Genomic DNA, 22464 nt, shown 5'->3' with positions numbered 1-22464 from the left:
GTACTAACTTTTCAGGAACCTCCATGCAACGCTTATGCAATAAACGGATCGTCCTCGGCGTGACCGGTGGTATTGCTGCCTATAAAAGTGCTGAACTGATACGATCGCTCTGTAAGCTGGGGGCGGATGTACGGGTTGTAATGACAAAAGCAGCCTGTGAGTTCATCACGCCACTGACGCTTCAGGCTCTTTCCCACAACCCGGTACACCTTGATCTGCTGGATACCCGTGCAGAAGCTGGCATGGGGCATATTGAACTGGCGAAGTGGGCGGATATTGTTCTTGTTGCACCTGCTACAGCTGATTTTATTGCCCGCATTGCGGGTGGTCAGGCTGATGACCTGTTAACAACCCTGTGCCTGGCAACGGGAGCGCCCATTTGTCTGGCTCCAGCCATGAATCAGGGGATGTGGCGCGACGCCACGACTCAGGAGAACGTAGCAAAACTGTTTGAAAAAGGGCTGAAAATATTTGGTCCTGCTGACGGTAGCCAGGCCTGTGGTGATGTTGGCCCGGGGCGTATGCTGGATCCTGATTTGATTACCCTGCATACCGCAGAAATGTTTAAACACGATATTTTCACTGGCCGGAATGTATTGATCACTGCGGGACCAACCCGTGAAGATATTGATCCGGTCAGGTTCATCTCTAATCACAGCTCTGGAAAAATGGCTTATGCCCTTGCTGAAGCCGCAGTAGAAGCAGGTGCCAGAGTGACGTTGGTGAGTGGTCCGGTGAGTATCGATAAGCCTGGCCGGGTGAAGACTATTGATGTTATCAGCGCTCAGCAAATGCATGATGCGGTTCAGGAGAATATTGAAGGTGTGGATATTTTTATCGGTTGCGCAGCGGTCAGCGATTATCGTCCGGTTGAGATCCTGAAAGACAAGATCAAGAAAGATCCCAACAATACAGAAGAAATTCTGGAGCTCAAGCTGGTGCGAAATCCGGATATCGCTGCTTCTGTCGCCGCGTTGGACAATCCGCCTTTTGTGATTGGCTTTGCTGCTGAAACCCGCAATGTCATCGAGTATGCGGCCAACAAGATGCAGAAGAAAGGGATGAACATGATTGTCGCCAATGATGTTTCCGATAAAAGTATTGGTTTTTCCAGTGACGTGAATGAAGTCACCATACTGGCCGAAGGCTTGCAGAAAACCCTCCCAAGAGCTTCCAAGAAAGTATTGGCCCGTAAAATTTTGAGTGTTGCTTCCCGTGGCTACCACAAATGGAAAAGAGAGCAGGAATCATGAGATCCATTAAAACCCGTATTCTGGATAACCGCCTGGGCAATGAGTTCCCAATGCCAGCCCATGCCACCGATGGTTCTGCGGGTATCGACCTGCGTGCGTGCATCAATGAAGCGCTGACTCTGGAGCCCGGACAGACGGAACTGTTGCCGACCGGAATGGCTATTCATATTGAAGACTCTTCCCTGGCAGCTATGATTCTGCCTCGATCAGGGCTGGGCCACAAACATGGCGTTGTCCTGGGTAACCTGGTTGGGCTGATTGACTCCGACTATCAGGGACAGCTGATGGTCTCCTGCTGGAACCGGGGCAATACCACCTTTACTGTCGAGCCTGGCGAGCGCATTGCCCAGCTGGTACTGGTGCCCGTGGTTCAGGCTGAGCTGGATATTGTTGACAGTTTTGAAGAAAGTGACCGTGGTACAGGCGGGTTTGGTCATACCGGCAAGCACTGATCACAAATAAATCTGTATCTATATTCAATCAAATAATATTGACTTCAGGCCGTGTACTATTCCAGTTGAAATGAATTAAAGTAGCTGTTCATTTTGACTGGTGATTCAGACAACAAACAGTCATAAGGAACAGGCGACCATGCCCCCGGAAACAATGACAGAAAGGGTAGATTTTCAGGACAGGGCGCTGGTGCTGACTGAAGCTCTGCCTTACCTCCAGCAATACGCTGGTAAAACTATTGTCGTTAAATACGGCGGCAATGCCATGGAAAACGATGAACTGAAGCGCAGCTTTGCCCGCAGTGTGGTGTTGCTCAAAGCAGTGGGTATTAATCCGGTTGTGGTGCATGGTGGTGGTCCGCAGATTGGTGAAATGCTGAATCGACTAAACCTGGAAAGCCGGTTTGTTCAGGGCATGCGAGTGACTGACTCCAGCACAATGGACGTTGTTCAGATGGTGCTTGGCGGGCTGGTCAACAAGGAAATTGTCTCCCTGATCAACAGCAATGGCGGCAGAGCAGTTGGCATTACCGGGAAAGACGGTCGGTTTATTCGGGCAAAACGCCTGAAAGTGACCCATAAAACGCCGGAAATGACAGTGCCTGAAATTATTGATATCGGGCAGGTGGGTGAAGTGGAGTCTATAGACACCAGCATTGTCGAAATGCTGCAACACTCTGACTTTATTCCTGTCATTGCTCCCATTGGCGTCGATGATGCAGGCGCTTCTTACAATATCAATGCGGATCTGGTGGCAGGTAAGCTGGCTGAAGCCCTGAAGGCTGAAAAACTGCTGCTACTGACTAACACCGAGGGATTGCTGAGCAAGGATGGCGAGCTATTAACCGGCCTGAATGCTAAACAGGTTCAGGCCCTGATTGATGATGGCACCATTTATGGTGGCATGTTGCCCAAAATTCAGTGCGCCCTGAGCGCTGTCGGTAATGGGGTTAACACAGCACTGATCATTGACGGGCGAGTACCCCATGCATTGTTGCTGGAACTGTTAACCGACCAGGGCGTTGGCACCCTGATTACCGGAGAACACGTGGAGACGGTATCTGGTTGTAATGGTTAAACCACAGAAAATTTCTCGTAAAGATCAAATCCTGCAGGCTCTGGCACATATGCTGGAAACATCTCCGGGAGTTCGAATTACTACTTCTGCTCTGGCTAAGGAAGTTGGCGTATCGGAAGCGGCACTTTACCGGCACTTTCCCAGTAAGGCGAAAATGTTCGAGGGGCTGATCGAGTTTATAGAAGAAACCCTGTTTTCCCGCATTGCACTGATTCTGGACGATGAGCCGGAAGCCCTGAGGCGTTGCGAGAAAATTCTGACGTTGTTGTTAACGTTCTGCGAGCGTAATCCGGGGCTGACCCGAATCATCAATGGTGATGCGCTGGCAGGGGAGCCCGATCGTCTGCGTCACCGAATGATCCAGTTGTTTGACCGGTTGGAAACCCAGATCAAGCAGATATTGCGTGAAGCGGAACTTAACGAAGGTCTGCGCACACGTTCTACGGTTGGCACGACGTCCAACATGATTCTGGCACTGGCCGAAGGACGCATCAGCCAGTTTGTACGCAGTGAATTTAAACGCAAGCCTACCGAGCTGTGGTTGGATCAGTGGCGGGATACGTCGACCGTCGTCTTTCGATAAGCGACGTTTTGCTGTCCGTCGTCCGCCGCCCGTCGCCCGTCGCCCGCTGCTCATATCCCCAACAGCGGGAAACGGAAATCGGACAGCGGACAGCGGACAGCGAATATAACTGAAAAGCTTTACATATCGAGCCCCTGATCATTCCCCCCGATAATACAGCACGAAATAAAATAATCAGGGGGAAGTGAATGAAGAAGTCTCTACTGGCTGTAAGTATCAGCGTATTGCTGGCGAGTTGCGTTTCTATGCCAGATAAAGCAGCAGAAGATGGCCAGGTAAACGACCAGGTTGAGATAACTGCTGCACTGGGTGAACAGGAGAGCCGGTTAATCTGTAACAGCAAAAAGAGTTCAGAGCTTTGTGACCTGCGTATTTTCCATATCATGACCGAAGCGTTTGCCGACGGTGATCCGGCAACAGGGTTTGGTGATGGTTATGGTACCAGTCATCATCATGGTGACCTGGTGGGCGTCACTCAATCCCTTGATTACATCAAAGCATCGGGCTTTAACGCCATCTGGCTGACACCGATTTTCCACAGCGCACCAATGGCTGATCAGAATGTCTGGGCTGACAAGCTGGATGCGACGGGTTATTTTGCCAGTAACTATTTTGCCATTGACCCTCGTTTTGGTTCCATGGACGACGCCCGCACATTAGTTCAGGAAGCCCATAGCAGAGGACTATACGTTTTCTTTGACGGAGTGTTCGGACACTTCAAAAACAATGCAAACAACTACCCTTCCCCTTCGGGTCTGACGTTATCTGAGGGTGGTAAACCTCAGGCGGGTGTTGGACGTGAGGCGATCTATCCTGATGACCTGGATTTCTTCAAGGAAGTAGCGACTTACTGGATCAAAGAGCTGAAGATTGATGGCTGGCGTCTGGATCAGGCCTATCAGGTGCCTGTGAGGTTCTGGCCGGAACTTCGAACTGCGGTTGAGGAGGCGTCACAGACCGTCACTTATAAAAACGACCTGGGTGAAACCGTTCATCCTTTAGGTTACATGGTGGGAGAAATCTGGAACGATGCCGGTTACATTGCAGAAACCGGTTATGGTACCGATGAGGCCCCGGCACTTGATTCAGCTTTTGACTTTCCTGTAAGAACCGCTGTCGTACAAACCTTTGGCAGTGACAAGGAAGGTAACCATGGTCGTCCGGCTACCCACCTTGCCAATGCCATGGCTAAGTCTGTCAATTACCCTGATCATGCGATGCCGAATCTGATGCTCAGTACTCACGACGTTCCCCGTTTTGGTAACCTGCTCAAGCGTGCCAGACTGGCAGACTATGGGTCTGAAGATTACTGGGCCAGACATCGTGCTGCCATGAGCTTTATGGCGGCTTATTCCGGTCCACTCACGTGGCTGTATAACGACGAAATCGGCGCGCGCACGGAAGGTTTCAGCCAGCCGGTTTCAGGCGACACCTGTGCCATGAGAGGGTTGTGCGACGACCATGTTGGTCGTATCTCGGGGCAAACTGAAGTGTCTGAATTGTCTCAGGATGAAGTCGATTTACGACACTACTTCAACCAGCTGATGCAATGGCGTGATCAGCACCCGGCGTTGTCCAAAGGTGCCAGAACTCATATTTACTCAGACGACCGAATTTATATTGATCGCAAGGATTTAGACGACGATCATGTTTTATATCTGGTCAATGTCAGTAATGAGGATGTGTTGCTGCGGATTCATGGTTCTGCCATCGGCAGTGAAGGCTCTCTGACTGACCTGATGGACGGAACCGTCACTGCGGTTGAGCAGGATGTCTATAATGTTCGATTGCAAGCGCTTGAAAGTCGCTTCCTGAATATAGAAGCAGCCACTGAAGTCCAGACTGATAGCGGGCAAGTGTCGACGATAACAGACGATATGGCTCGTTGTGATATTCCGGATGCCACAGGCGCAGGGCCTCTGGGTAAAGATATGTGGATACGGGGCAGCTACCGGGGCGGCAACAATTTCATGGCAACTCCGGATAGTCGAAAATTCCGTTTTAAGGGGGATAACCTGTATCAGGTGGTGGTGAATGAACCGGCTTCTACCGCTTTTTCATTCAAGTTTGCCAGCTCAGGGTGGAGTCCGGAAATGGCGGTGAAAGGTTCAGCACCGGTACAGTTGGGGGTTATACAGGACATGGCACCGGCATCGGGCTATGGCACTGAGTCCAGCGTTGTTATTCCGGAACCCGGCGAATATGTCTACAGTTTCAGAATTGACCCTACCGGGCGATCCGGAAGTCTATATATAGGTCGCTGTCAGTAAACAGTGAAAAAGGCTTCCTGTGTCGTACAGGAAGCCTTGAAAACAGTGTCGTTTATTCGACGCCGTACTGTTCACGATAAGCCCGAATAGCTGGCGCGAACTGCCTGAACGCTTCCTCATCTTCGACATAGCTCAGAAGGTCTTTCAGTTTAACGATGCTGATGACCGGAATGTCAAAGTCTCGCTCTACTTCCTGAATGGCTGACAGTTCACCCTGACCTTTTTCCTGACGATCCAGTGCTATCATTACAGCGGCAGGTTTGGCATCAGAAGGTTCAATGATCTGCATGACTTCACGAACCGCAGTCCCTGCGCTGATGACGTCATCGACAATGATTGCACGGCCTTCCAGAGATGCACCTACAATATTGCCGCCTTCGCCGTGATCCTTCACTTCCTTACGGTTGAAGCACCAGGGGACGTTACGCCCATGCTGTTCAGACAATGCCACCGCTGTAGCGGTTGCCAGCGGAATGCCTTTATAGGCGGGTCCAAACAGAATATCGAATTCGATTCCGGAATTAACCAGTGCCCGGGCATAGAACTTGCCCAGCTTGCTCATGGCTTCGCCGGTATTGAAAAGGCCGGCATTAAAAAAGTAGGGGGACTTACGACCGGACTTGAGTGTAAATTCACCAAATCGAATGACTTCCTGTTGCAGGGCAAACTCGATAAATTCTCTCTGGTAATCAAACATTGGCTATTCAACCTGTTCCATATTGGTTAATGGCTGTGCATTTTATTCGCCGTCAGGCTCCATGTATAGCGCTGGGTGAGCCTATGGATGTTCATGAGTGATTTTAGCGGTAAATGCTTTTTATTATTTACTTTCGCTTATGGCTGTCTGGTCAGGAGCCGCATTTATGCGGATAAACATTGTTTTGCCGAACCTGTATCATTTGTGCGATACAGTTCCCCATTTTTTCCTGGTACTGCCTATTTAGATCGGTCGAGTTTGACCGGCGGCTGGTTTTGACCAGAAGTGTTAAGACCAGAGTGCTAAGCCGTATCAGGCAGGTCTGTCACAAGTAATGGCGGTTAGGCGTTGCTTGCCAGACTTTTGCTTTATGTCCGCAGCGTCTCTGACCCGGACAAGGTGTAGTCAATAATGAGAGTTATCAGTTTCAATTGCGAAGGCATTAATAACGCGCGAGAAAAAGGCCTGTTCGATTGGCTCAATGAGCAGGATGCCGATGTTATCTGTCTGCAGGACATCCGTGAGGATGACTATACGATGGAGCAGGACCGGTTCCAGCTCGATGGTTACTTCTGCTACGCCTACGGCGGCTATCAGAGACCAGACCGTGGCGGTGTTGCCATTTATACACGTCAGGCGCCAAAAGCGATTATCAGTGGCCTGGGCTTCCCTGAAGCGGATGAAACAGGCCGTTACCTGCAGGCGGATTTTGACAAGATCAGCATCGCCAGTCTGTACGTACCGGAAGGTCACGACGACGAAAGCCAGAACTTTAAGTACCGCTTCCTGGACAGCTATTCCCACCACCTGAACAAACAACGTCGCAAGCGTCGTGAGTTTATTATGGCGGGTACCTGGAACATTGCTCATCGCAAGATTGATGTTGCCAACTGGCGTGAGCAGGAAGAAGTGTCCGGCTTCCAGGCTGCTGAACGTGGCTGGATGGAAGGCTTGCTGGGTGATATGGGTTTCCACGACGCTTATCGTGAAATGGATCGTGAGTCGGGCAAATACAGTTATTGGGAAGATGACTCCCTGCGCAATGACAACATGGGTATTCGTCTGGACTATCAGATTATTACTGCCGGTATGCGCAGTCGTGTTCTGAGTGGCGGTATCTATAAGAACCAGACCTTTTCCAAACATGGTCCGGTGATCATCGATTACGACTGGGAACTTAGCCTTTAAGAAATCCCGAATCAGCTCTCACGCTTCAGGCGTGAGAGCTAAACCGGTTAACCAGTCAGACGCTTCCTCTACCCTCTCCCCAATGTTTCCACTGCTGACTGACAACAGCTTCTGTTCAGGTATTTCCAATTCCTGAATGCATCGTTTAACCCATTGATCCACGTCCTGTTGAAAAATCGGGTCGGCTGAACGCATAGCGTCTTTTTCAATAGGAAAATGATTGCTGGGCAGGTAAATGTAACCATCGATCTGATCCGAGATTTTCCGGCAGAGATGTAACAGATAAGGCGAGACAGTTTTTTTGCAGACAGCCATCCAGTAACGCTGGTAAGCCAGCAGGGCGGGTGGGCCAAGGTCAATAAACCCGTCAGGGGCTGAAGTATTCAACCATTGTTGCATGGCTCCCAGCGCTGCCGATGTCATGGCGGTAATCGTGTTGTCTTTATTCGGACTGTCTTCCAGCAGAATATCCCTTGGCCGGCTGTAACCCAGATTTTTGGCGGTACTTCTGTAGTAATCAGAAAACACTGGCCAGTCGTTGCCGGGGTGTCGGCGTAGCTGGTTGATCAGGGTCGTTTTACCGGTGCCATTAGAGCCAATGATTGAAATCATCATAGTTCTACAGTCAAAGCTCCACAGTCAAAGCTCAATACCTCCAGCGACATAAACACGTATGTTCCGGGTCAGAGACTGGGCAACAAAGACCTGAACGACGCCTTTCAGATTGTCTTCCGGTACACAGGCAACCTTAATGTGATTACTCTGATGCCCCGTCAATATCTAAGTGCTGCCTGATGCCAACTGAAATAGTGATACCAAAATAGCATATAGCCCGATTGCTGCTTTGTGAAAATCGTTACCTGCCGGGATAAATGGTCTGGTATTTCAGGTCGAACGCCGCTCTGGCTGATTCAGGACTTTCAAACAACCCTGCACCTGTCATGGTGAACATGGAAGCGCCCAGTGCGGTGGTATCAGCTTCCCTGAGTACTTTAATGGGGATTTGCAATGTATCAGCTTTGATCTGGTTCCAGAGTTGATTTTTTGAACCGCCACCCACCAGAATCAGTTCGGCAGCTGAGAAATTTCCCACCTGTTCAAGCAGTTGAAGGCTGGCTTTCAGCTTGCCGCTCAAACCTTCAAGAGCTGCCCTGTAAATACTGCCGCGCTGAGTGTTCAGGGTAAGGCCGCTGATAGCTCCGCAGGTTTTGTCGTTTTCACCGGTCAAAAAATCAGGATTGACGCTCACGCCGTTACAGCCTGGTGGCACACTGGAAGCTTCATGAATCATACCGGTATATTTTTCTGAACCTTCCAGCTCCGGATAAAACTGTCTGCCAATCCATTCCAGTACCGCCGATGCCAGCCATTGAACGCCGGGGTTGTAACAGCCCTTTTGAGCATCCCATTCACAGGTGAATCCATTTCCCGGGCTATTTGATGATAATGAGCTGATCTTGCGGGTGCGGGCCATCAGAATTTCCCATGAACCCGAAGATAAAACAGGCTGATCTTCACTGGCTCCTGAACCAAAAACTGCAAACTGGGTGTCATGACCTGCTGATATCACCGGGATGCCTGGTTGTAAGCCAAGTGTTTCCGCAGGTTTTGGCAGCAATAAACCGATCACTTCGCCTGCCTGCACCAGTTCCGGAAAAAAACTCGTGCTGATGCCCAGTGCAGAAAGAATGGTTTTACTGAATGACTGCGTATTCAGGTCTGTCAGCTGTGCTGTGCCAGCCATGGTGGCATCGTTGGTCATTCGCCCCGTAAGCTTGTGAGTGAATAACGAGCTGATAAACATCCAGCCGCAGGCGCTGGTCAGTAATTCCGGACGGTTTTCTTTGAACCAGATCAGTTTATTCAGGGTATTGAAGGCAAAATGACCGACGCCGGTGCGAACCACTACTTCTTCAGGATTAAAGTACCTCTCCAGGTGTTGCATGAAAGTGCTGGAACGTGGGCATTTCCAGCTGATAACCGGATAAATCAGTTCTCCGTTGTTATCGACCAGCCCTCCGTCCACGCCGAAAGTCGTGACTGTGATGCCTTTTACCTGTTCGGGGCTGACTGTTTGTACGACGTCCTGACAACAGAGGCAGAGTTTTTTAAAGAGGTCATCCAAAGGCCAGACGAGCCATGAAGTATTTTCTATAGAGGGGCTGGTTGCGTTGGGTCGCGCTGCTTTCGCTGCCACATGCCCACGGGTGTCAATGGCGATAGCCCGGACATTGGTGGCACCACAATCGAGAACAATTACAACGTCTTGCCTCATAACTTCCCCTTCTTGCAACAGGTCTGGTGACCGGCAGATATTTCGAGAACGATTAAACTAAGACCTCTTAAAAGAAGAGCGTTTGTGTCAAAAAATCAAGATAACCTGCCTCCGGTCTTGGTATCCCCCTGACACAATGCTTGCTTTGTTACACAGTGGAGCCTGTTTTATGCACGTAAGAGGCGATCTGCCCGGAAAAATCATTGATGCCTGCCTGAATATGAACCGCTCAGGCCTTAACCAGGGAACTGCAGGTAATATCAGTTGCCGATATGAGGACGGGATGTTGATCACGCCTTCTGGCATTGCCTATGACCAGATGGATGAGAGCGACATCGTCTTTGTTCACAATAATGGTGGCTATGAGGACGGAAAGGTGCCTTCCAGCGAATGGCGCTTTCATCAGATTATTTACCAGACCCGTTCTGACCTGAACGCTGTGGTACACAACCACGCCGTGTTCAGCACAGTTCTGGCGATCATGAGCAGGGCGATTCCTGCTATTCACTACATGATTGCTGCAGCAGGAGGAAAAGACATTCCCTGTGTTCCCTATGCCACTTACGGAACCAGTGAATTGTCCGGTCATGTGGCTGCTGGCTTCTTAAAGCGTGACGCCATCCTGATGCAGCACCATGGCATGACGGCGGCAGGCAAAACCCTTGGCAATGCCATGTGGCTTGCGGAAGAAGTGGAAACTTTGTCTAAGCTGTACGTCAACCTGCTGCAAACCGGACTGGAAATTCCGCTGCTGCCTGATGATGAAATTGATGTGGTGGTGGGCAAATTCAAACGTTATGGATTAAGAGAGAAAAGTTAATTCTGCGGGTTTGAACTCTGGGGGTTTGAGTGGACGTTAATCACAGTTCGAGGGAACAGGCTTATGTCAGATGATTTGCTGGTGATGAAAAAAATCACCAAGCGATTTCCCGGTGTGCTTGCCCTTAACCGGGTGGATTTTAATCTTCGCAGGGGGGAAGTTCATGCTTTGCTTGGTGAAAACGGTGCAGGCAAGTCTACCCTGATGAAAATTCTGTCCGGCGTTTGCCAGAAAGATGAGGGCGAAATTTTTTACAAAGGCAGTCCGGTCATTATTAACGAGCCACTGACCGCCAGAAAGCTCGGTATCAGCATCATTCACCAGGAGTTTAATCTCTGCTCCCATCTTACGGTTGCCCAGAATATTTTTATCGGTCGTGAACATCGCAAAGGCTGGCTTCTTGATGAGGAGCGTGAGAATCGTGCTGCTGCCGGCATACTGAAAACGCTCAATCTGGCTATCGCTCCAGACCGGCAGGTCAGCACCCTGACTGTTGCTCAGCAGCAGATGGTGGAAATTGCTAAGGCATTGTCGTTCAACTCCAGAATACTGATTATGGATGAGCCAACGGCGGCCCTGACAGAACGTGAAATCGACAGCCTGTTCAGGGTTACAAATATGCTCAGGGATCAGGGGGTTGGCATTGTTTATATTTCCCATCGTCTGGAAGAACTAGCCATTATTGCCGATCGCGCTACGGTCATGCGGGACGGTGAATATGTGGACACTGTCAACTACAAGGATACGACGCTGGATAAACTCATCAGCATGATGGTGGGCAGAGAACTGAGTAATCTCTTTCCTCTCCGTCAGTCTGCTGCTTCTGATCAGGTGGCACTGTCTGTTAAACACCTCAGCCGTGAAGGCGTACTGAATGATGTCAGCTTTGATCTTTATCGTGGTGAAATTCTTGGCTTATCGGGACTGATGGGTGCAGGCAGAACTGAGCTGGCAAGGGCAGTTTTTGGTGCCGATCCGATCGATAGTGGAGAAATCCTTCTCAATCGAAATCTGTTGAAAAATCACTCTGTCAAAGAGGCCATTGAAGCCGGCATTGGTTATTTAACGGAAGACAGAAAGCTCGAAGGCCTTGCACTGGGGTTGTCTGTGCAGGTGAACACACTACTCAGTAACTACCAGAAGTACGCCAGTGTTCTGGGTGTTATCAATGAGAAAAAAATATCGTCGGTTGTGGAAAAATTCAGCAGGCGTTTGAGAATCAAAACCCCTGATCTGGAGCAACTGGCAGGTAACCTCAGCGGGGGTAATCAGCAGAAAATTATCATTGCCCGATGGCTTTGCAGGGATACCGATATACTTATTTTTGATGAGCCGACCCGGGGCATTGATGTGAGCGCCCGATATGAAATCTATGAATTAATGAATGAACTGGTTCAGCAGGGCAAGTCCATCATTATCATTTCGTCTGAGTTGCCGGAAATTATTGGCCTTTCCGACCGAATCCTGGTCATGCGTCATGGTCGTATTACCGGTGAACTGTCCAGAGATCAGGCCTGTCAGAACAGCATTATGAAATATGCGGCATTAGGAGGTTGATGGCTATGTATGAACCCATTGAGTACGAACAAGCTGAAAAACAGAAGAAACAGAAGTCAGACTTTATCGTCAACAGAGAACTGTTGATGAAGCTGGCACCGTTATTGAGCCTTATTCTGCTTTGCGCCTTCTTCAGTGTTGGCAGCCCTTACTTCTTTTCGATAGAAAATCTGATGACCATTGCCCTGCAGACAGCAGTGATCGGCATCATGGCGGTTGGAGTGACCTATGTCATCATCACCGGAGGCATTGACCTTTCACTGGGCTCTGTCATGGCTTTCTCAGGCGTATGTACCGGCATCGCAGCGACTTTTGGAATGCCTCTGGCTTTGTGCGTGACAGCCGGTATTGCCGCTGCAACGCTATGTGGTCTGTTGAGTGGTGTTCTGGTGGCAAAAGCGGGCATTCCTTCCTTTATTGCCACTCTGGGACTGATGATGTCTGTCCGGGGACTGAACATGGTATTCACCGATGGACGTCCCATTTACTTTCTTGACTTCCCGGCATTCCGACTGCTGGCGCAAGATAAGCTGCTGGGTGTTATTCCTTATCCGGTAATCTGCCTGTTTGTGATTGCGCTGATGGCAGCATACATCCTTCGTCGTACGGTTTTCGGCCGTTATATATACGCGGTAGGAAGTAACGAAGAAGCATCAAGGCTGTCTGGAATCAACGTTCAGCGTGTAAAACTGATGGTTTACGCATTCTGTGGCTTCATGACCGGCATTGCCGGCATTATCCTCGCCTCCCGGCTGAACTCCGGACAGCCTTCTGCCGGCGTTGGTTATGAGCTGGAAGCTATTGCGGCTGTGGTGATTGGTGGAACCAGCCTGAGTGGCGGCATTGGCACAATCTGGGGAACGGTTATAGGTGCTTTTATCATGAGTGTTCTCAAGAACGGTCTCAACCTGACAGGGGTTTCTCAGTTCTGGCAGATGGTTGCAATGGGTGTGGTGGTTGTGGCGGCAGTTTTTCTGGATAACCAGCGTAAACGTACGCAGCGGCGATAAGCCATCCTTTAACGAACTAATTCTTAATAACGACAAGGGAGCCTTCATGAATCTTCGTACTCTGACAATCTCCGTGTTTTTATCGGCAGGGTTGATGACAGCATCGATGACTTCAGTTGCCAAAGAAAAGTTGTATATACCGGTTGTCAGCAAAGGATTCATGCTTGAGTTCTGGCAGTCAGTAAAAATGGGTTCTGATACTGCTGCCAGAGAGCTGAATGTAAAAACCAGTTTCGTTGGCCCTTCCGATGAAACCCAGGTTGCTCAGCAGGTGCAACTGGTTGAAAACGTTCTGACCCAAAAGCCGGATGGCCTGCTTCTGGCCGCACTGGACAGCAATGCGCTGCTGCCCTCGGTTGAACGTGCCCATGCTCAGAAGGTGCCGGTTGTCACCTTCGACTCCAACGTAAACTCGGATATCCCGGTGTCGTTTGTTGCCACTGACAACAAGGCTGCTGGTGCTATGGCTGCTGACGCTATGGAAGATATTCTGGGAGGCAAGGGCAAAGTTGCAATAGTGGCTCACAATGCCGGTACGATGACGGCCACTGATCGCGTTGACGGCTTTGTTCAGCAAATGAAAAGGAAATATCCGGCGATTAAAATTCTGAGTCCTTTGTATTCTGAGGGTGATCCGCAGCGGGCAATGAACCAGACGATGGATATTATTCGCGCTAATCCTGACCTGTCAGCTGTGTATGCCACCAACGAAGCCAGTACCCTGGGAGTGGCTTCAGCGGTGGACAGTCTGGGGCTGGCTGGCAAAATCAAGGTGGTTGGTTTTGATTCCAGTGACGCTGTTGTTAACTTCCTGAAAGCCGGAGTGATACAGGGGCTGGTGGTTCAGGATGCGTTCCAGATTGGCTACGTTGGTATGAAAACCCTGCACAACGTTCTGACAGGTCATGACGTCAAGGAAGTGATTGATATTCCGGCAGTGTTGGTCACCAGTAAGAATGTCAATAATAAAGACATTCAAAACATTATCAGACCAAAACAGCCATGAGCGGAAAAAACAGCCATGAGCGGAAAATAGCAACAGTAAGTGTCTCTGGAGATCAGGCTGGCCAGAACAGCCAGCCTGATAACAGCCACTGAAATTATTCGTCCAGTGCCTTCTTCTGCAAAATGACCAGTTCTTCAATGCCGGACCTGGCCAGCGCCAGCATGGCGGTCATTTCATTCTGGCTGAATGGCGCGGCTTCGGCAGTACCCTGAATTTCAATAAAACCACCTTCTTCAGTCATCACAACGTTCATATCGGTATCAGCGTTGGAATCTTCCGGGTAGTCCAGATCCAGAACCGGGCTGCCTTTGTACATACCAACGGACACAGAAGCGATCAGCTGAACAAACGGATCAGTCTTGATCATCTTCTTGCGCTGCATGTGACGAATAGCGTCAACCAGTGCTACGCACGCGCCGGTAATAGAAGCGGTACGGGTGCCACCGTCAGCCTGAATAACATCACAATCAATGTTGATGGTGTTTTCACCCAGCTTTTTCATATCGACAGCGGCACGCAGGGAGCGGCCAATCAGGCGCTGGATTTCCAGTGTGCGGCCACCCTGCTTGCCACGAGCCGCTTCACGACCCATTCGCTCAGTGGTGGAGCGAGGCAGCATACCGTACTCTGCCGTTACCCAGCCCTGACCAGAACCTTTCAGGAAACGTGGGACACCTTTATCGACAGATGCAGTACAAATAACCTTGGTATTTCCGAATTCCACCAACACTGAGCCTTCGGCGTGCATGGTGTACTCTCGGGTGATTTTAACTTCACGCAGTTGATCAGCTGTTCTGCCGCTTGGACGCATGGTATTACCTTCTACCGCCGGAAATGGAAAGGCGAGATTATAACCCAGACTTATAGGAAGGCTAGCGGCGTTGTGAATGACAGTGAGATTGCAACCTTGCCGTTTTAGCGTTTGTCATCAACAATTTTCAGGGTCGAAGCCCATTTTTTTATCGATGAGATTGTTTTAATTGTGGATAAACTTCCGGATAATCGTACAATCCGTCCCTTTTTCTCATCTGTGAGCCGACTCTGGAAGGCTTCCGGGGCATTTTTAGTGCAGCTCACCCCGAAACATGAAAATGGCTACACAGCCTGAGAGAGCTGCATTTTCATAGTAAAGAGTACGAAAAGAGTTTTTTATGACTTCCAGTATGACCGCTTTTGCCCGTGTTCAAGTCCAGGAAGACTGGGGCAGTCTGGTGTGGGAAATTCGTTCTGTTAACCATCGCTACCTTGAACCGCATTTTCGATTGTCGGAACAGGCTCGCGAAATTGAACCGGGGTTGCGTGAAGTTCTGCGCAGGCAGCTGAGTCGTGGCAAGATTGAATGCAATCTGAGGCTGCAACTGGCTGAAAGCACCCAGAAACTGACTTTGAATGAGGCGGCTCTGGAAGGTGTGCAGAGTGCTGTTAATCAGGTTGAAACCTGGTTCATTAACGCTTCAGGCGTCGATCCGCTGGAAATCCTGCGCTGGCCAGGCGTGATGGAGAACGAAGAAACCAATCTGGCGCCTGTGCATGCAGCGGCTCTGAAGGCGTTTGAAGAGGCAATTACTCAGCTGATTAATATGCGTCAGCGAGAGGGAGCCGAACTGAAGCAGTTTGTGCTGACCCGCCTGAACAGCATCAGCGAAGAAGTGGGTACGATTCGCGGTGTTCTGCCTGAGCTGATTGAAGCCCAGAGACAGAAGATTCTGGATCGCCTGGAAGAAGCCAAAGCAGAACTGGATCCCGAGCGTCTGGAGCAGGAAATGATTATTCTTGCGCAGAAGATGGACGTTGATGAAGAACTGGATCGTCTTGATACTCATATTCAGGAAGTAAAACGAACACTGGACAAAAAAGGCGGCATTGGTCGTAGGCTGGATTTCCTGATGCAGGAACTGAACCGTGAAGCCAACACACTGTCGTCCAAGTCGATCAATGCCGGTCTGACCCAGAGTGCGGTAAACCTCAAGGTATTAATCGAACAGATGAGAGAACAGATCCAGAATATTGAATAATGTTGGGCGGCTGCCCGGCTGTTGGAGCAATCATGGCTAATAAAGGCAAACTCTATATTATTGCAGCACCTTCCGGTGCGGGAAAAACCAGTCTGGTTAAGGCAATGGTAGAGTCTACGCCGCACGTTAAGGTGTCGGTATCCCATACCACTCGCGAACAGCGCCCGGGGGAAGTGGATGGTGTAAATTATCACTTTGTCTCTGCTGAAGCATTCCAGAAAGAACTGGGTGAAGGTCGTTTTCTGGAACACGCGGAAGTGTTCGGAAACTTCTACGGAACCTCTGAAACCTGGGCACGCGAGCAATTGGCAAAAGGTGAAGATGTTATTCTGGAAATCGACTGGCAGGGAGCTAAACAGGTTCGTCGTCTGATGCCCGATGCCGTCAGTATTTTTATTCTGCCACCCTCGCTGGAAGCATTGCGTGAGCGTTTGATTGGTCGTGCGACAGACGATATGGAAATCATTGACCGCCGTATGGCCCAGGCGGTGAATGAAATGTCTCACTACGGTGAGTTTGATTATCTGGTGATCAACGATGAGTTTGATCTGGCTCTGCGTGACCTGCAAACCATTATCCGTAGCCGACGTCTGGCGATTGGATGGATGCAGCACTACAAGGCTGATCTGATTAAAGGCTTGCTGAATTAACGCATAACCTCCCTGCGTTGAAGGCTATATTCAACGTCATTCCCGCGCAGGAAGCTGTATGATTATATGCAGCTTTGCTGCGTGACCAGATTCCGGGCCTTGATTCTTCAGAGTGGCGACCCGTAAGCCATAAAAAGCAGACTTAATGCACGGAACATTTTTGCTTTCAGCGGTGACTAACGTTAATGATCTTTTTGATCTCGTTAATAACTCTGGGGGGATTTTTCCATAGGATAAAGTGCCCCTCCCCTTTGACTTTTACCAGCTCCTTTCCCTTACCCTTTAAACGTTTAATGGCGAATACTGAGTTATCAGGATCGGCAATGCTATCTTCATCGCCATGAATCAAAATGACAGGCACTGGATCTAACAAACGCCAGTCTTTGCGACTCAGCTTCGAAAGCTCATCGGCCAGCGGCATCATTTCTCCGTTTGATTTTTTCCAGTGGTCAGGCAGAAAAGCACTGACCAGCCTGGTGTCTGCCAGTTTGTTGTACCATTTAGGTTCTTCAAGTTTGGGATCAAGTGCGGGAGCAATCAGAACCATCCCCTGTACCCGATTGGGAACCATCAGCGCGAGATCAAGAGCAATTGTTGCCCCCAGTGAGTGGCCAACGAGAATATTGATTTTGTCTTTAGTCAGTAGTGGTTCGATAGATCTGGATTGCGAGTCCAGACTGGCTTCAAGTTTTTTCGGAGACTGACCATAACCCAGCCGGTCTACAGAAATTAACTCAGCATTCTTCAAAAGCCAGGGGTCCTCCAGATAATCTTTATAGCCTTCTTTGCTGCCCGGCGAGCCGTGTATAAAAATTATTCGGTAGTGACTGGTCAGATTTCCCTGCTCCACATAAGCGACACCGGTATCGGTGAAATGAGTGGTTACTTTCGGTTCTGAAGCCATTGGCGAGTTAATCGACAGCCCGGCCAGAAAGGTAAGGGCAATGGCGCCAATGGCTTGCTTTCTCACGTTTCGCTTCCTTTATTCTTGTAAAGAGATGAGGGCGTAGAAGAAACACCCGGCTTTCAGGACAGAAAGCCGGGAATAATGATCGTCAGAATGGCTGAGTGGCTTTATTCAGCCAGTCAAGGTCAGCACCGCTGAGCAGTGGCGACAACGCTTCACGAACCATTTCATGATATTGATTCAGCCAGTCGATTTCAGGCTGGGTCAGCATCTCCCGGATAATGGGGCGTGTATCAATCGGTGCCAGTGTCATCGGAACCAGATTGTAGAATTCACCGAACTCTGTCGTGATGTCTTCAGCCACACGCATGATGTTTTCAAGGCGTACACCATGTTTGCCATTACGGTACATGCCAGGCTCATTGGTGAGCAGCATACCCACCTGCAAAGGCTGGTCAATCCATTTAGGGCTGACGCTGTGAGGACCTTCGTGTACGTTCAGAAAGTAACCAATGCCGTGGCCTGTGCCGTGGTTGTAGTTTTGCCCGGCTTCCCAGACCGGCTGACGGGCAAGGATATCCAGCTGCATGCCTCGAGTACCTTTCAGGAAGCGGGCTTTTGCCAGATTAATATGCGACTTCAGAACCAGCGTATAGTCTTTCTGTTCTTCTTCTGTCATGGGGCCACAGGCAAAGGTTCGGGTAATATCGGTGGTGCCGTCCGGGTACTGGGCACCGGAATCAACCAGGAGCAGCCCCTTTGCTTCAACGTTCTGGCAGGATTGTTCATCAGCACGATAGTGAATAATGGCTCCATTAGAGGCATAACCGGCAATAGTTGGGAAACTTGGCCCTTTGAACTCTGGTGCCTGCGCCCGACTGGCCTGCAGAAACTCATCCAGTGACAGCTCGGTGACCTCACCGCCGGGAATTGTCTCTTCCAGCCAGCGCATAAAGCGGACAACCGCTGCGCCATCGCGTCGATGACAGTCACCCATGCGCTGAATTTCCACATCGTTTTTAATGGCTTTCAGCAAAAGGGTTGGGCTGGCAGCCTTAATAATTTTGACGGACTCCGGCAACGCATTGACCAGCCACTGATTGGTGGAAGCCGGATTCATCAACAGGCGTGTGTTGCTGTCCAGGTTGCGAATATCGTCAGCGATGGCATCGTAAGGCAGCAGCTCTATGCCCGACTGCTTTAAAGCCTGCAAAGCATCGTCTTCTATGCGGCTGGCATTGATATACAGTTTGACGTCGGTGTCTGTCAGCAGAATATAGGACAGGAACACCGGGTTGCATTCAATATCGCTGGCGCGCAGGTTCAGCAACCAGGCAATATCGTCCAGCATGGTGATCAGCAGGTGACTGGCGCCTTTTTTTGTCATCTCCAGGCGAACTTCAGCCAGCTTCTCTTCTCTGGTTTTGCCAGCAATGCTGTCATCATGCAGAAACACCGGTGTCGCAGGCATATCTGGACGATCGATCCAGATAGTTTCCAGAAGGTCTTTTTCAACGTCGATGGTGATGTTTTTGTCAGCGAAAGCTGCCAGTAACTTCTCAGTCTGGTGATGGCTCATGACCTTACCATCAAAGCCGACTACACTGCCTTCAGGCAACGTATCGACCAGCCACTCGTGAATGGCCGGAACCTCTGGCATCCCGTCACGCATCAGCTCAATGCCGGAGTTCTCCAATTCCTGGCTGGCTTGCAGAAAATAACGGCCATCGGTCCAGAGGGCGGCCTGGTCTTTCAGTACAACCACGGTGCCTGCTGAACCGGTGAAACCGGACAGCCATGCCCTGCCCCCCCAGTGTTCTGCCGTGTATTCACTTTCGTGAGGGTCAGAGCTGGGAATAATCCAGGCATCGATATCGCTGGCACTCATGGCGGCTCTCAGGGCCGTGAGCTTCTCTTGTGTACTGCTCATGATCTACTCCGAATGACTTTGGTTTGAAATTATTTCCGGAACTATAACCCTTAAGTTGTTGGAAATACTATTGGCAAAGCCTGCCTTCCGGAAATTAAAAAGGAACCGATAACGTCATAAGTCGTTCCCGGTTTTAATGCCCTGGATATTGTACGCACTTGTTTGAAAACAGGTCGTAAAGTAGACTCTAATGTCGGCAAAAATATATCACGTCGATAGACTGGCGGCTCGATGATTCAAGCAGCCATAGCGAAAGAAAACCGTTTTTCTAAATAACGAGAGGTGAAGTAGTGGCTCGAGTAACCGTAGAAGACTGCCTGGATAACGTTGATAACCGATTTGAACTGGTGATGGTGGCTTCCAAGCGCGCCCGCCAGCTGTCCATTGGTGGTAAAGAACCAAAACTGGAATGGGAAAATGATAAGCCAACGGTAATGGCTCTGCGTGAAATTGCTGAAGGCCTGGTATCTGCAAGTTCCGTTGAAGAGCGCATTGTTGATGAAGACGATGCCGCTATGTTTCTGGCTGGTGTAGAAAGCTAACAGCCAGGAAAGCCTCTGATGTCCGGAATGCTGCACAGGAGGAGCGGGCTTTGCTGACTATCGATGAGTTTGCCGGCCGCTTGAAGTCCTACCTGACCCTTGAACAGATTAATCTTGTTCGCAGGGCTTACTATTACGCCGAACAGGCCCATGACGGGCAGATACGACGCAGTGGTGAGCCTTATATCACCCATCCTCTGGAAGTGGCAGCTATTCTGGCCGACATGCACATGGACCATCATAGTCTGATGGCCGCCATGCTGCACGATGTCATAGAAGACACCGGTATTGAAAAAAGTGCTATTGTCGAACAGTTTGGTGAGGTTGTCGCTGAACTGGTAGACGGGGTCAGCAAGCTGACCCACATGCACTTCGAGAATAAAACCCTGGCTCAGGCCGAGAATTTTCAGAAAATGGCGCTGGCCATGGCCCGGGATATCCGGGTTATTCTCGTCAAGCTTTCAGACCGTTTGCACAACATGCGAACCCTCGGGGTTCTGCGACCGGACAAACGCCGCAGAATTGCCCGTGAAACCCTCGAAATTTATGTTCCAATAGCCAATCGCCTTGGTATGCACTGTCTGCGGATTGAGCTGGAAGACCTCGGTTTTGAGGCCATGTACCCCATGCGTTCACGCATGATTCGCCAGGCTGTCAAACAGGTGCGTGGCAATCGCCGGGATCTGGTGGGCAAAGTACAGAAAGCCATTGCTGCCCGACTGGAAGAAGAAGGTCTTAAAGGCAGGGTGGTGGGTCGCGAGAAACATCTCTACAGCATTTATAAAAAGATGCGCAGCCAGAGCAAGTCCTTTGGTGAAATCATGGACATGTTCGCCTTTCGCATCATAGTCGAGAGCGTCGACAGCTGTTACCGCGCCTTTGGCATTGTTCACAACCTCTACAAACCCATCCCCGGTCGTTTCAAAGACTATATCGCCATCCCCAAAGCCAACGGCTATCAATCCCTCCACACCACTTTGTTCGGTATGCACGGCATACCTGTGGAAATCCAGATCCGTACTCAGGAAATGGAAGATATGGCAAACAATGGTATCGCCGCACACTGGCTGTATAAATCCGGTGATGAAGCGCTGTCGGGCAGTCATGCTCGTACAAGGCAGTGGCTGAAAGGTGTGCTGGAACTACAGAAGAATGCCGGTGACTCTCTGGAATTTATTGAGAACGTTAAAATCGACCTCTTTCCCGATGAAGTCTATGTTTTCACGCCCCGTGGTACGATTCTCGAATTGCCAAAAGGGGCGACGGCGGTCGATTTTGCCTATGCGGTTCATACCGATGTGGGTAATACCTGCGTTGCCTGTCGTATTGATAAACGACTTGCGTCACTCAGCCAGCCACTGCAGAGCGGACAGACGGTAGAAATCGTAACGGCGGAAGGTGCCAGCCCCAATGTTGCCTGGCTGAACTTTGTTCTGACTGGCAAAGCCCGTTCCAACATCCGTCACTTCCTCAAATATCAGCGTCGAAACGAATCCATTGCTCTTGGCTATCGCCTGTTGAACAAGGCACTGGTCAGCTTTGACACCCGGGTGGATCAGCTGGATCAGGGCATTCTCAACCAGCAGTTGAAAAACTTTAAGCTGGAGTCGCTGGACGAACTGCTTGAAGACATCGGCCTTGGTAACCGTATGGCTTACATCGTTGCCCGTATGCTGGTGGAGCCTCAGGAAACCGATGGTGAAGAGAAGTCGTCACTGGATGTGGATATTGAACAGTCTCTGACCATTCGTGGCACTGAAGGCATGGTGATCAGCTTTGCCAAGTGTTGTCACCCTATTCCCGGCGATCCGGTGGTGGGGCATGTCAGCTCGGGTCGGGGCATTGTGATTCACACCGACAGCTGCAAAAACATTGCAGAAATTCGCCATAACCCTGAAAAGGTTCTGGAAGTCGACTGGGACAAACATGTTTCCGGTGAATTCACAGTAGACCTTCAGGTCGAGCTGGAACACCATCGTGGCATGATCGCCTCTCTGGCCACCAGTATTACGGCGGTCGAAGGCAATATTGAAAAGATCAGCATGGAAGAACGTGATGCCAGTTTCTGCATGGTACAACTACTGGTGAACGTTAAAGACCGTGTCCATCTTGCCCGCATCATTAAACGACTGCGCGTGATTAAAGGCGTACACTCCATTACCCGCCGCAGGGAGTCGTAGTTACTGCGTTGTTGACGCAGTAACTTTGCTATCCCTAGTTTCAGTATTATA

The 22464-nt window shown here is 50.1% G+C and carries 20 protein-coding genes; 14 read left to right on the top strand and 6 right to left on the bottom strand.

The genetic code is table 11. The features are described 5' to 3' along the window. The first annotated feature begins 23 nt into the window (after positions 1–23). The 5 genes from coaBC (at position 24) to NX722_RS21990 (ending at position 5636) form a co-directional block, all read left to right on the top strand. Positions 24–1253 carry a bifunctional phosphopantothenoylcysteine decarboxylase/phosphopantothenate--cysteine ligase CoaBC gene (gene coaBC / locus NX722_RS22010; RefSeq protein WP_262568707.1) on the top strand — a complete coding sequence of 410 codons (1230 nt, stop codon included), beginning with the start codon at positions 24–26 and terminating at the stop codon, positions 1251–1253. Continuing rightward, positions 1250–1705, top strand: a complete 456-nt coding sequence (gene dut / locus NX722_RS22005; RefSeq protein ID WP_262565022.1) for a dUTP diphosphatase — start codon at positions 1250–1252, stop codon at positions 1703–1705. Before coaBC ends, dut begins: the two co-directional genes overlap by 4 nt. Positions 1706–1844: 139 nt before the next feature. After that, positions 1845–2783 (top strand): acetylglutamate kinase, encoded by a 939-nt coding sequence (gene argB / locus NX722_RS22000; protein ID WP_262565021.1) that lies wholly within the window; start codon positions 1845–1847, stop codon positions 2781–2783. Next, positions 2776–3366, top strand: coding sequence for a nucleoid occlusion factor SlmA (gene slmA / locus NX722_RS21995; protein WP_262565020.1), 591 nt, complete (start codon positions 2776–2778; stop codon positions 3364–3366). Before argB ends, slmA begins: the two co-directional genes overlap by 8 nt. Positions 3367–3554: 188 nt before the next feature. Continuing rightward, positions 3555–5636: an alpha-amylase family glycosyl hydrolase gene (locus tag NX722_RS21990; RefSeq protein WP_262565019.1), complete on the top strand. Its 2082-nt coding sequence runs from the start codon at positions 3555–3557 to the stop codon at positions 5634–5636. Between the two features lie 52 nt (positions 5637–5688). Here the strand turns inward: NX722_RS21990 and pyrE are convergent, their stop codons facing one another. Further along, positions 5689–6333 (bottom strand): orotate phosphoribosyltransferase, encoded by a 645-nt coding sequence (pyrE, locus tag NX722_RS21985; RefSeq protein ID WP_262565018.1) that lies wholly within the window; start codon positions 6331–6333, stop codon positions 5689–5691. A gap of 411 nt (positions 6334–6744) precedes the next feature. Here pyrE and NX722_RS21980 point away from each other — a divergent pair, with 411 nt between their 5' ends. After that, positions 6745–7521 carry an exodeoxyribonuclease III gene (locus NX722_RS21980; RefSeq protein ID WP_262565017.1) on the top strand — a complete coding sequence of 259 codons (777 nt, stop codon included), beginning with the start codon at positions 6745–6747 and terminating at the stop codon, positions 7519–7521. Positions 7522–7539: 18 nt separating this feature from the next. Here the strand turns inward: NX722_RS21980 and NX722_RS21975 are convergent, their stop codons facing one another. Further along, positions 7540–8136, bottom strand: a complete 597-nt coding sequence (locus NX722_RS21975) for an ATP/GTP-binding protein (RefSeq protein WP_262565016.1) — start codon at positions 8134–8136, stop codon at positions 7540–7542. A 241-nt stretch (positions 8137–8377) separates the two neighbouring features. Further along, complete coding sequence (gene fucK / locus NX722_RS21970; protein WP_262565015.1) at positions 8378–9796, bottom strand: L-fuculokinase; 1419 nt, start codon at positions 9794–9796, stop codon at positions 8378–8380. A gap of 169 nt (positions 9797–9965) precedes the next feature. On the opposite strand from fucK, the gene NX722_RS21965 reads away from it, so the two are divergent. From NX722_RS21965 to NX722_RS21950, 4 genes are all read left to right on the top strand, one after another. Beyond that, the gene (locus NX722_RS21965) at positions 9966–10616 is read left to right on the top strand and encodes an L-fuculose-phosphate aldolase (RefSeq protein WP_262565014.1); all 651 of its coding nucleotides are present in this window, start codon (positions 9966–9968) and stop codon (positions 10614–10616) included. 63 nt (positions 10617–10679) lie between these two features. Next, on the top strand, positions 10680–12173 hold the full coding sequence (locus NX722_RS21960; RefSeq protein ID WP_262565013.1) for a sugar ABC transporter ATP-binding protein: 1494 nt from the start codon (positions 10680–10682) through the stop codon (positions 12171–12173). Beyond that, positions 12173–13183, top strand: a complete 1011-nt coding sequence (locus NX722_RS21955; protein ID WP_262565012.1) for an ABC transporter permease — start codon at positions 12173–12175, stop codon at positions 13181–13183. Before NX722_RS21960 ends, NX722_RS21955 begins: the two co-directional genes overlap by 1 nt. Before the next feature lie 46 nt (positions 13184–13229). Further along, positions 13230–14189: an ABC transporter substrate-binding protein gene (locus tag NX722_RS21950; protein WP_262565011.1), complete on the top strand. Its 960-nt coding sequence runs from the start codon at positions 13230–13232 to the stop codon at positions 14187–14189. Between the two features lie 94 nt (positions 14190–14283). Here the strand turns inward: NX722_RS21950 and rph are convergent, their stop codons facing one another. Then, positions 14284–15000 (bottom strand): ribonuclease PH, encoded by a 717-nt coding sequence (gene rph / locus NX722_RS21945; RefSeq protein WP_262565010.1) that lies wholly within the window; start codon positions 14998–15000, stop codon positions 14284–14286. 340 nt (positions 15001–15340) lie between these two features. On the opposite strand from rph, the gene NX722_RS21940 reads away from it, so the two are divergent. Both NX722_RS21940 and gmk read left to right on the top strand, forming a co-directional pair. Next, positions 15341–16204: a YicC/YloC family endoribonuclease gene (locus NX722_RS21940; protein WP_262565009.1), complete on the top strand. Its 864-nt coding sequence runs from the start codon at positions 15341–15343 to the stop codon at positions 16202–16204. 32 nt (positions 16205–16236) lie between these two features. Beyond that, complete coding sequence (gene gmk / locus NX722_RS21935; RefSeq protein WP_262565008.1) at positions 16237–16854, top strand: guanylate kinase; 618 nt, start codon at positions 16237–16239, stop codon at positions 16852–16854. A gap of 166 nt (positions 16855–17020) precedes the next feature. Here gmk and NX722_RS21930 read toward each other — a convergent pair whose 3' ends face one another. Together NX722_RS21930 and NX722_RS21925 are read right to left on the bottom strand one after the other, a co-directional pair. Beyond that, positions 17021–17824, bottom strand: coding sequence for an alpha/beta fold hydrolase (locus NX722_RS21930; protein WP_262565007.1), 804 nt, complete (start codon positions 17822–17824; stop codon positions 17021–17023). A gap of 85 nt (positions 17825–17909) precedes the next feature. Then, positions 17910–19691, bottom strand: coding sequence for an aminopeptidase P family protein (locus NX722_RS21925; protein ID WP_262565006.1), 1782 nt, complete (start codon positions 19689–19691; stop codon positions 17910–17912). Positions 19692–19981: 290 nt separating this feature from the next. Here NX722_RS21925 and rpoZ point away from each other — a divergent pair, with 290 nt between their 5' ends. Next, a complete protein-coding gene (rpoZ, locus tag NX722_RS21920) occupies positions 19982–20233 on the top strand; it encodes a DNA-directed RNA polymerase subunit omega (protein ID WP_262565005.1) in 252 nt (83 codons plus the stop codon). Between the two features lie 50 nt (positions 20234–20283). Further along, entirely contained in the window at positions 20284–22413 is a 2130-nt protein-coding gene (spoT, locus tag NX722_RS21915; protein WP_262565004.1) for a bifunctional GTP diphosphokinase/guanosine-3',5'-bis pyrophosphate 3'-pyrophosphohydrolase, read from the top strand. Positions 22414–22464: the final 51 nt, after the last annotated feature.

Source organism: Endozoicomonas gorgoniicola (genome assembly GCF_025562715.2).
GTDB classification, from domain to species: Bacteria; Pseudomonadota; Gammaproteobacteria; order Pseudomonadales; family Endozoicomonadaceae; genus Endozoicomonas_A; species Endozoicomonas_A gorgoniicola.
The sequence above is the reverse complement of the archived record's forward strand: the minus strand, read 5'-3'. Positions and strand labels throughout refer to the sequence as shown.

Excerpts from the sequence above, each read along its gene's own strand:
- NX722_RS21950 (WP_262565011.1), top strand. The coding sequence starts at position 13,230 with ATGAATCTTCGTACTCTGACAATCTCCGTGTTTTTATCGGCAGGGTTG.
- NX722_RS21955 (WP_262565012.1), top strand. The coding sequence starts at position 12,173 with ATGGCTATGTATGAACCCATTGAGTACGAACAAGCTGAAAAACAGAAG.
- fucK (WP_262565015.1), bottom strand. The coding sequence starts at position 9,796 with ATGAGGCAAGACGTTGTAATTGTTCTCGATTGTGGTGCCACCAATGTC.
- NX722_RS21975 (WP_262565016.1), bottom strand. The coding sequence starts at position 8,136 with ATGATGATTTCAATCATTGGCTCTAATGGCACCGGTAAAACGACCCTG.
- NX722_RS21940 (WP_262565009.1), top strand. The coding sequence starts at position 15,341 with ATGACTTCCAGTATGACCGCTTTTGCCCGTGTTCAAGTCCAGGAAGAC.
- gmk (WP_262565008.1), top strand. The coding sequence starts at position 16,237 with ATGGCTAATAAAGGCAAACTCTATATTATTGCAGCACCTTCCGGTGCG.
- NX722_RS21965 (WP_262565014.1), top strand. The coding sequence starts at position 9,966 with ATGCACGTAAGAGGCGATCTGCCCGGAAAAATCATTGATGCCTGCCTG.
- NX722_RS21925 (WP_262565006.1), bottom strand. The coding sequence starts at position 19,691 with ATGAGCAGTACACAAGAGAAGCTCACGGCCCTGAGAGCCGCCATGAGT.
- slmA (WP_262565020.1), top strand. The coding sequence starts at position 2,776 with ATGGTTAAACCACAGAAAATTTCTCGTAAAGATCAAATCCTGCAGGCT.
- NX722_RS21990 (WP_262565019.1), top strand. The coding sequence starts at position 3,555 with ATGAAGAAGTCTCTACTGGCTGTAAGTATCAGCGTATTGCTGGCGAGT.
- NX722_RS21960 (WP_262565013.1), top strand. The coding sequence starts at position 10,680 with ATGTCAGATGATTTGCTGGTGATGAAAAAAATCACCAAGCGATTTCCC.
- argB (WP_262565021.1), top strand. The coding sequence starts at position 1,845 with ATGCCCCCGGAAACAATGACAGAAAGGGTAGATTTTCAGGACAGGGCG.
- NX722_RS21980 (WP_262565017.1), top strand. The coding sequence starts at position 6,745 with ATGAGAGTTATCAGTTTCAATTGCGAAGGCATTAATAACGCGCGAGAA.
- rph (WP_262565010.1), bottom strand. The coding sequence starts at position 15,000 with ATGCGTCCAAGCGGCAGAACAGCTGATCAACTGCGTGAAGTTAAAATC.
- dut (WP_262565022.1), top strand. The coding sequence starts at position 1,250 with ATGAGATCCATTAAAACCCGTATTCTGGATAACCGCCTGGGCAATGAG.
- coaBC (WP_262568707.1), top strand. The coding sequence starts at position 24 with ATGCAACGCTTATGCAATAAACGGATCGTCCTCGGCGTGACCGGTGGT.
- pyrE (WP_262565018.1), bottom strand. The coding sequence starts at position 6,333 with ATGTTTGATTACCAGAGAGAATTTATCGAGTTTGCCCTGCAACAGGAA.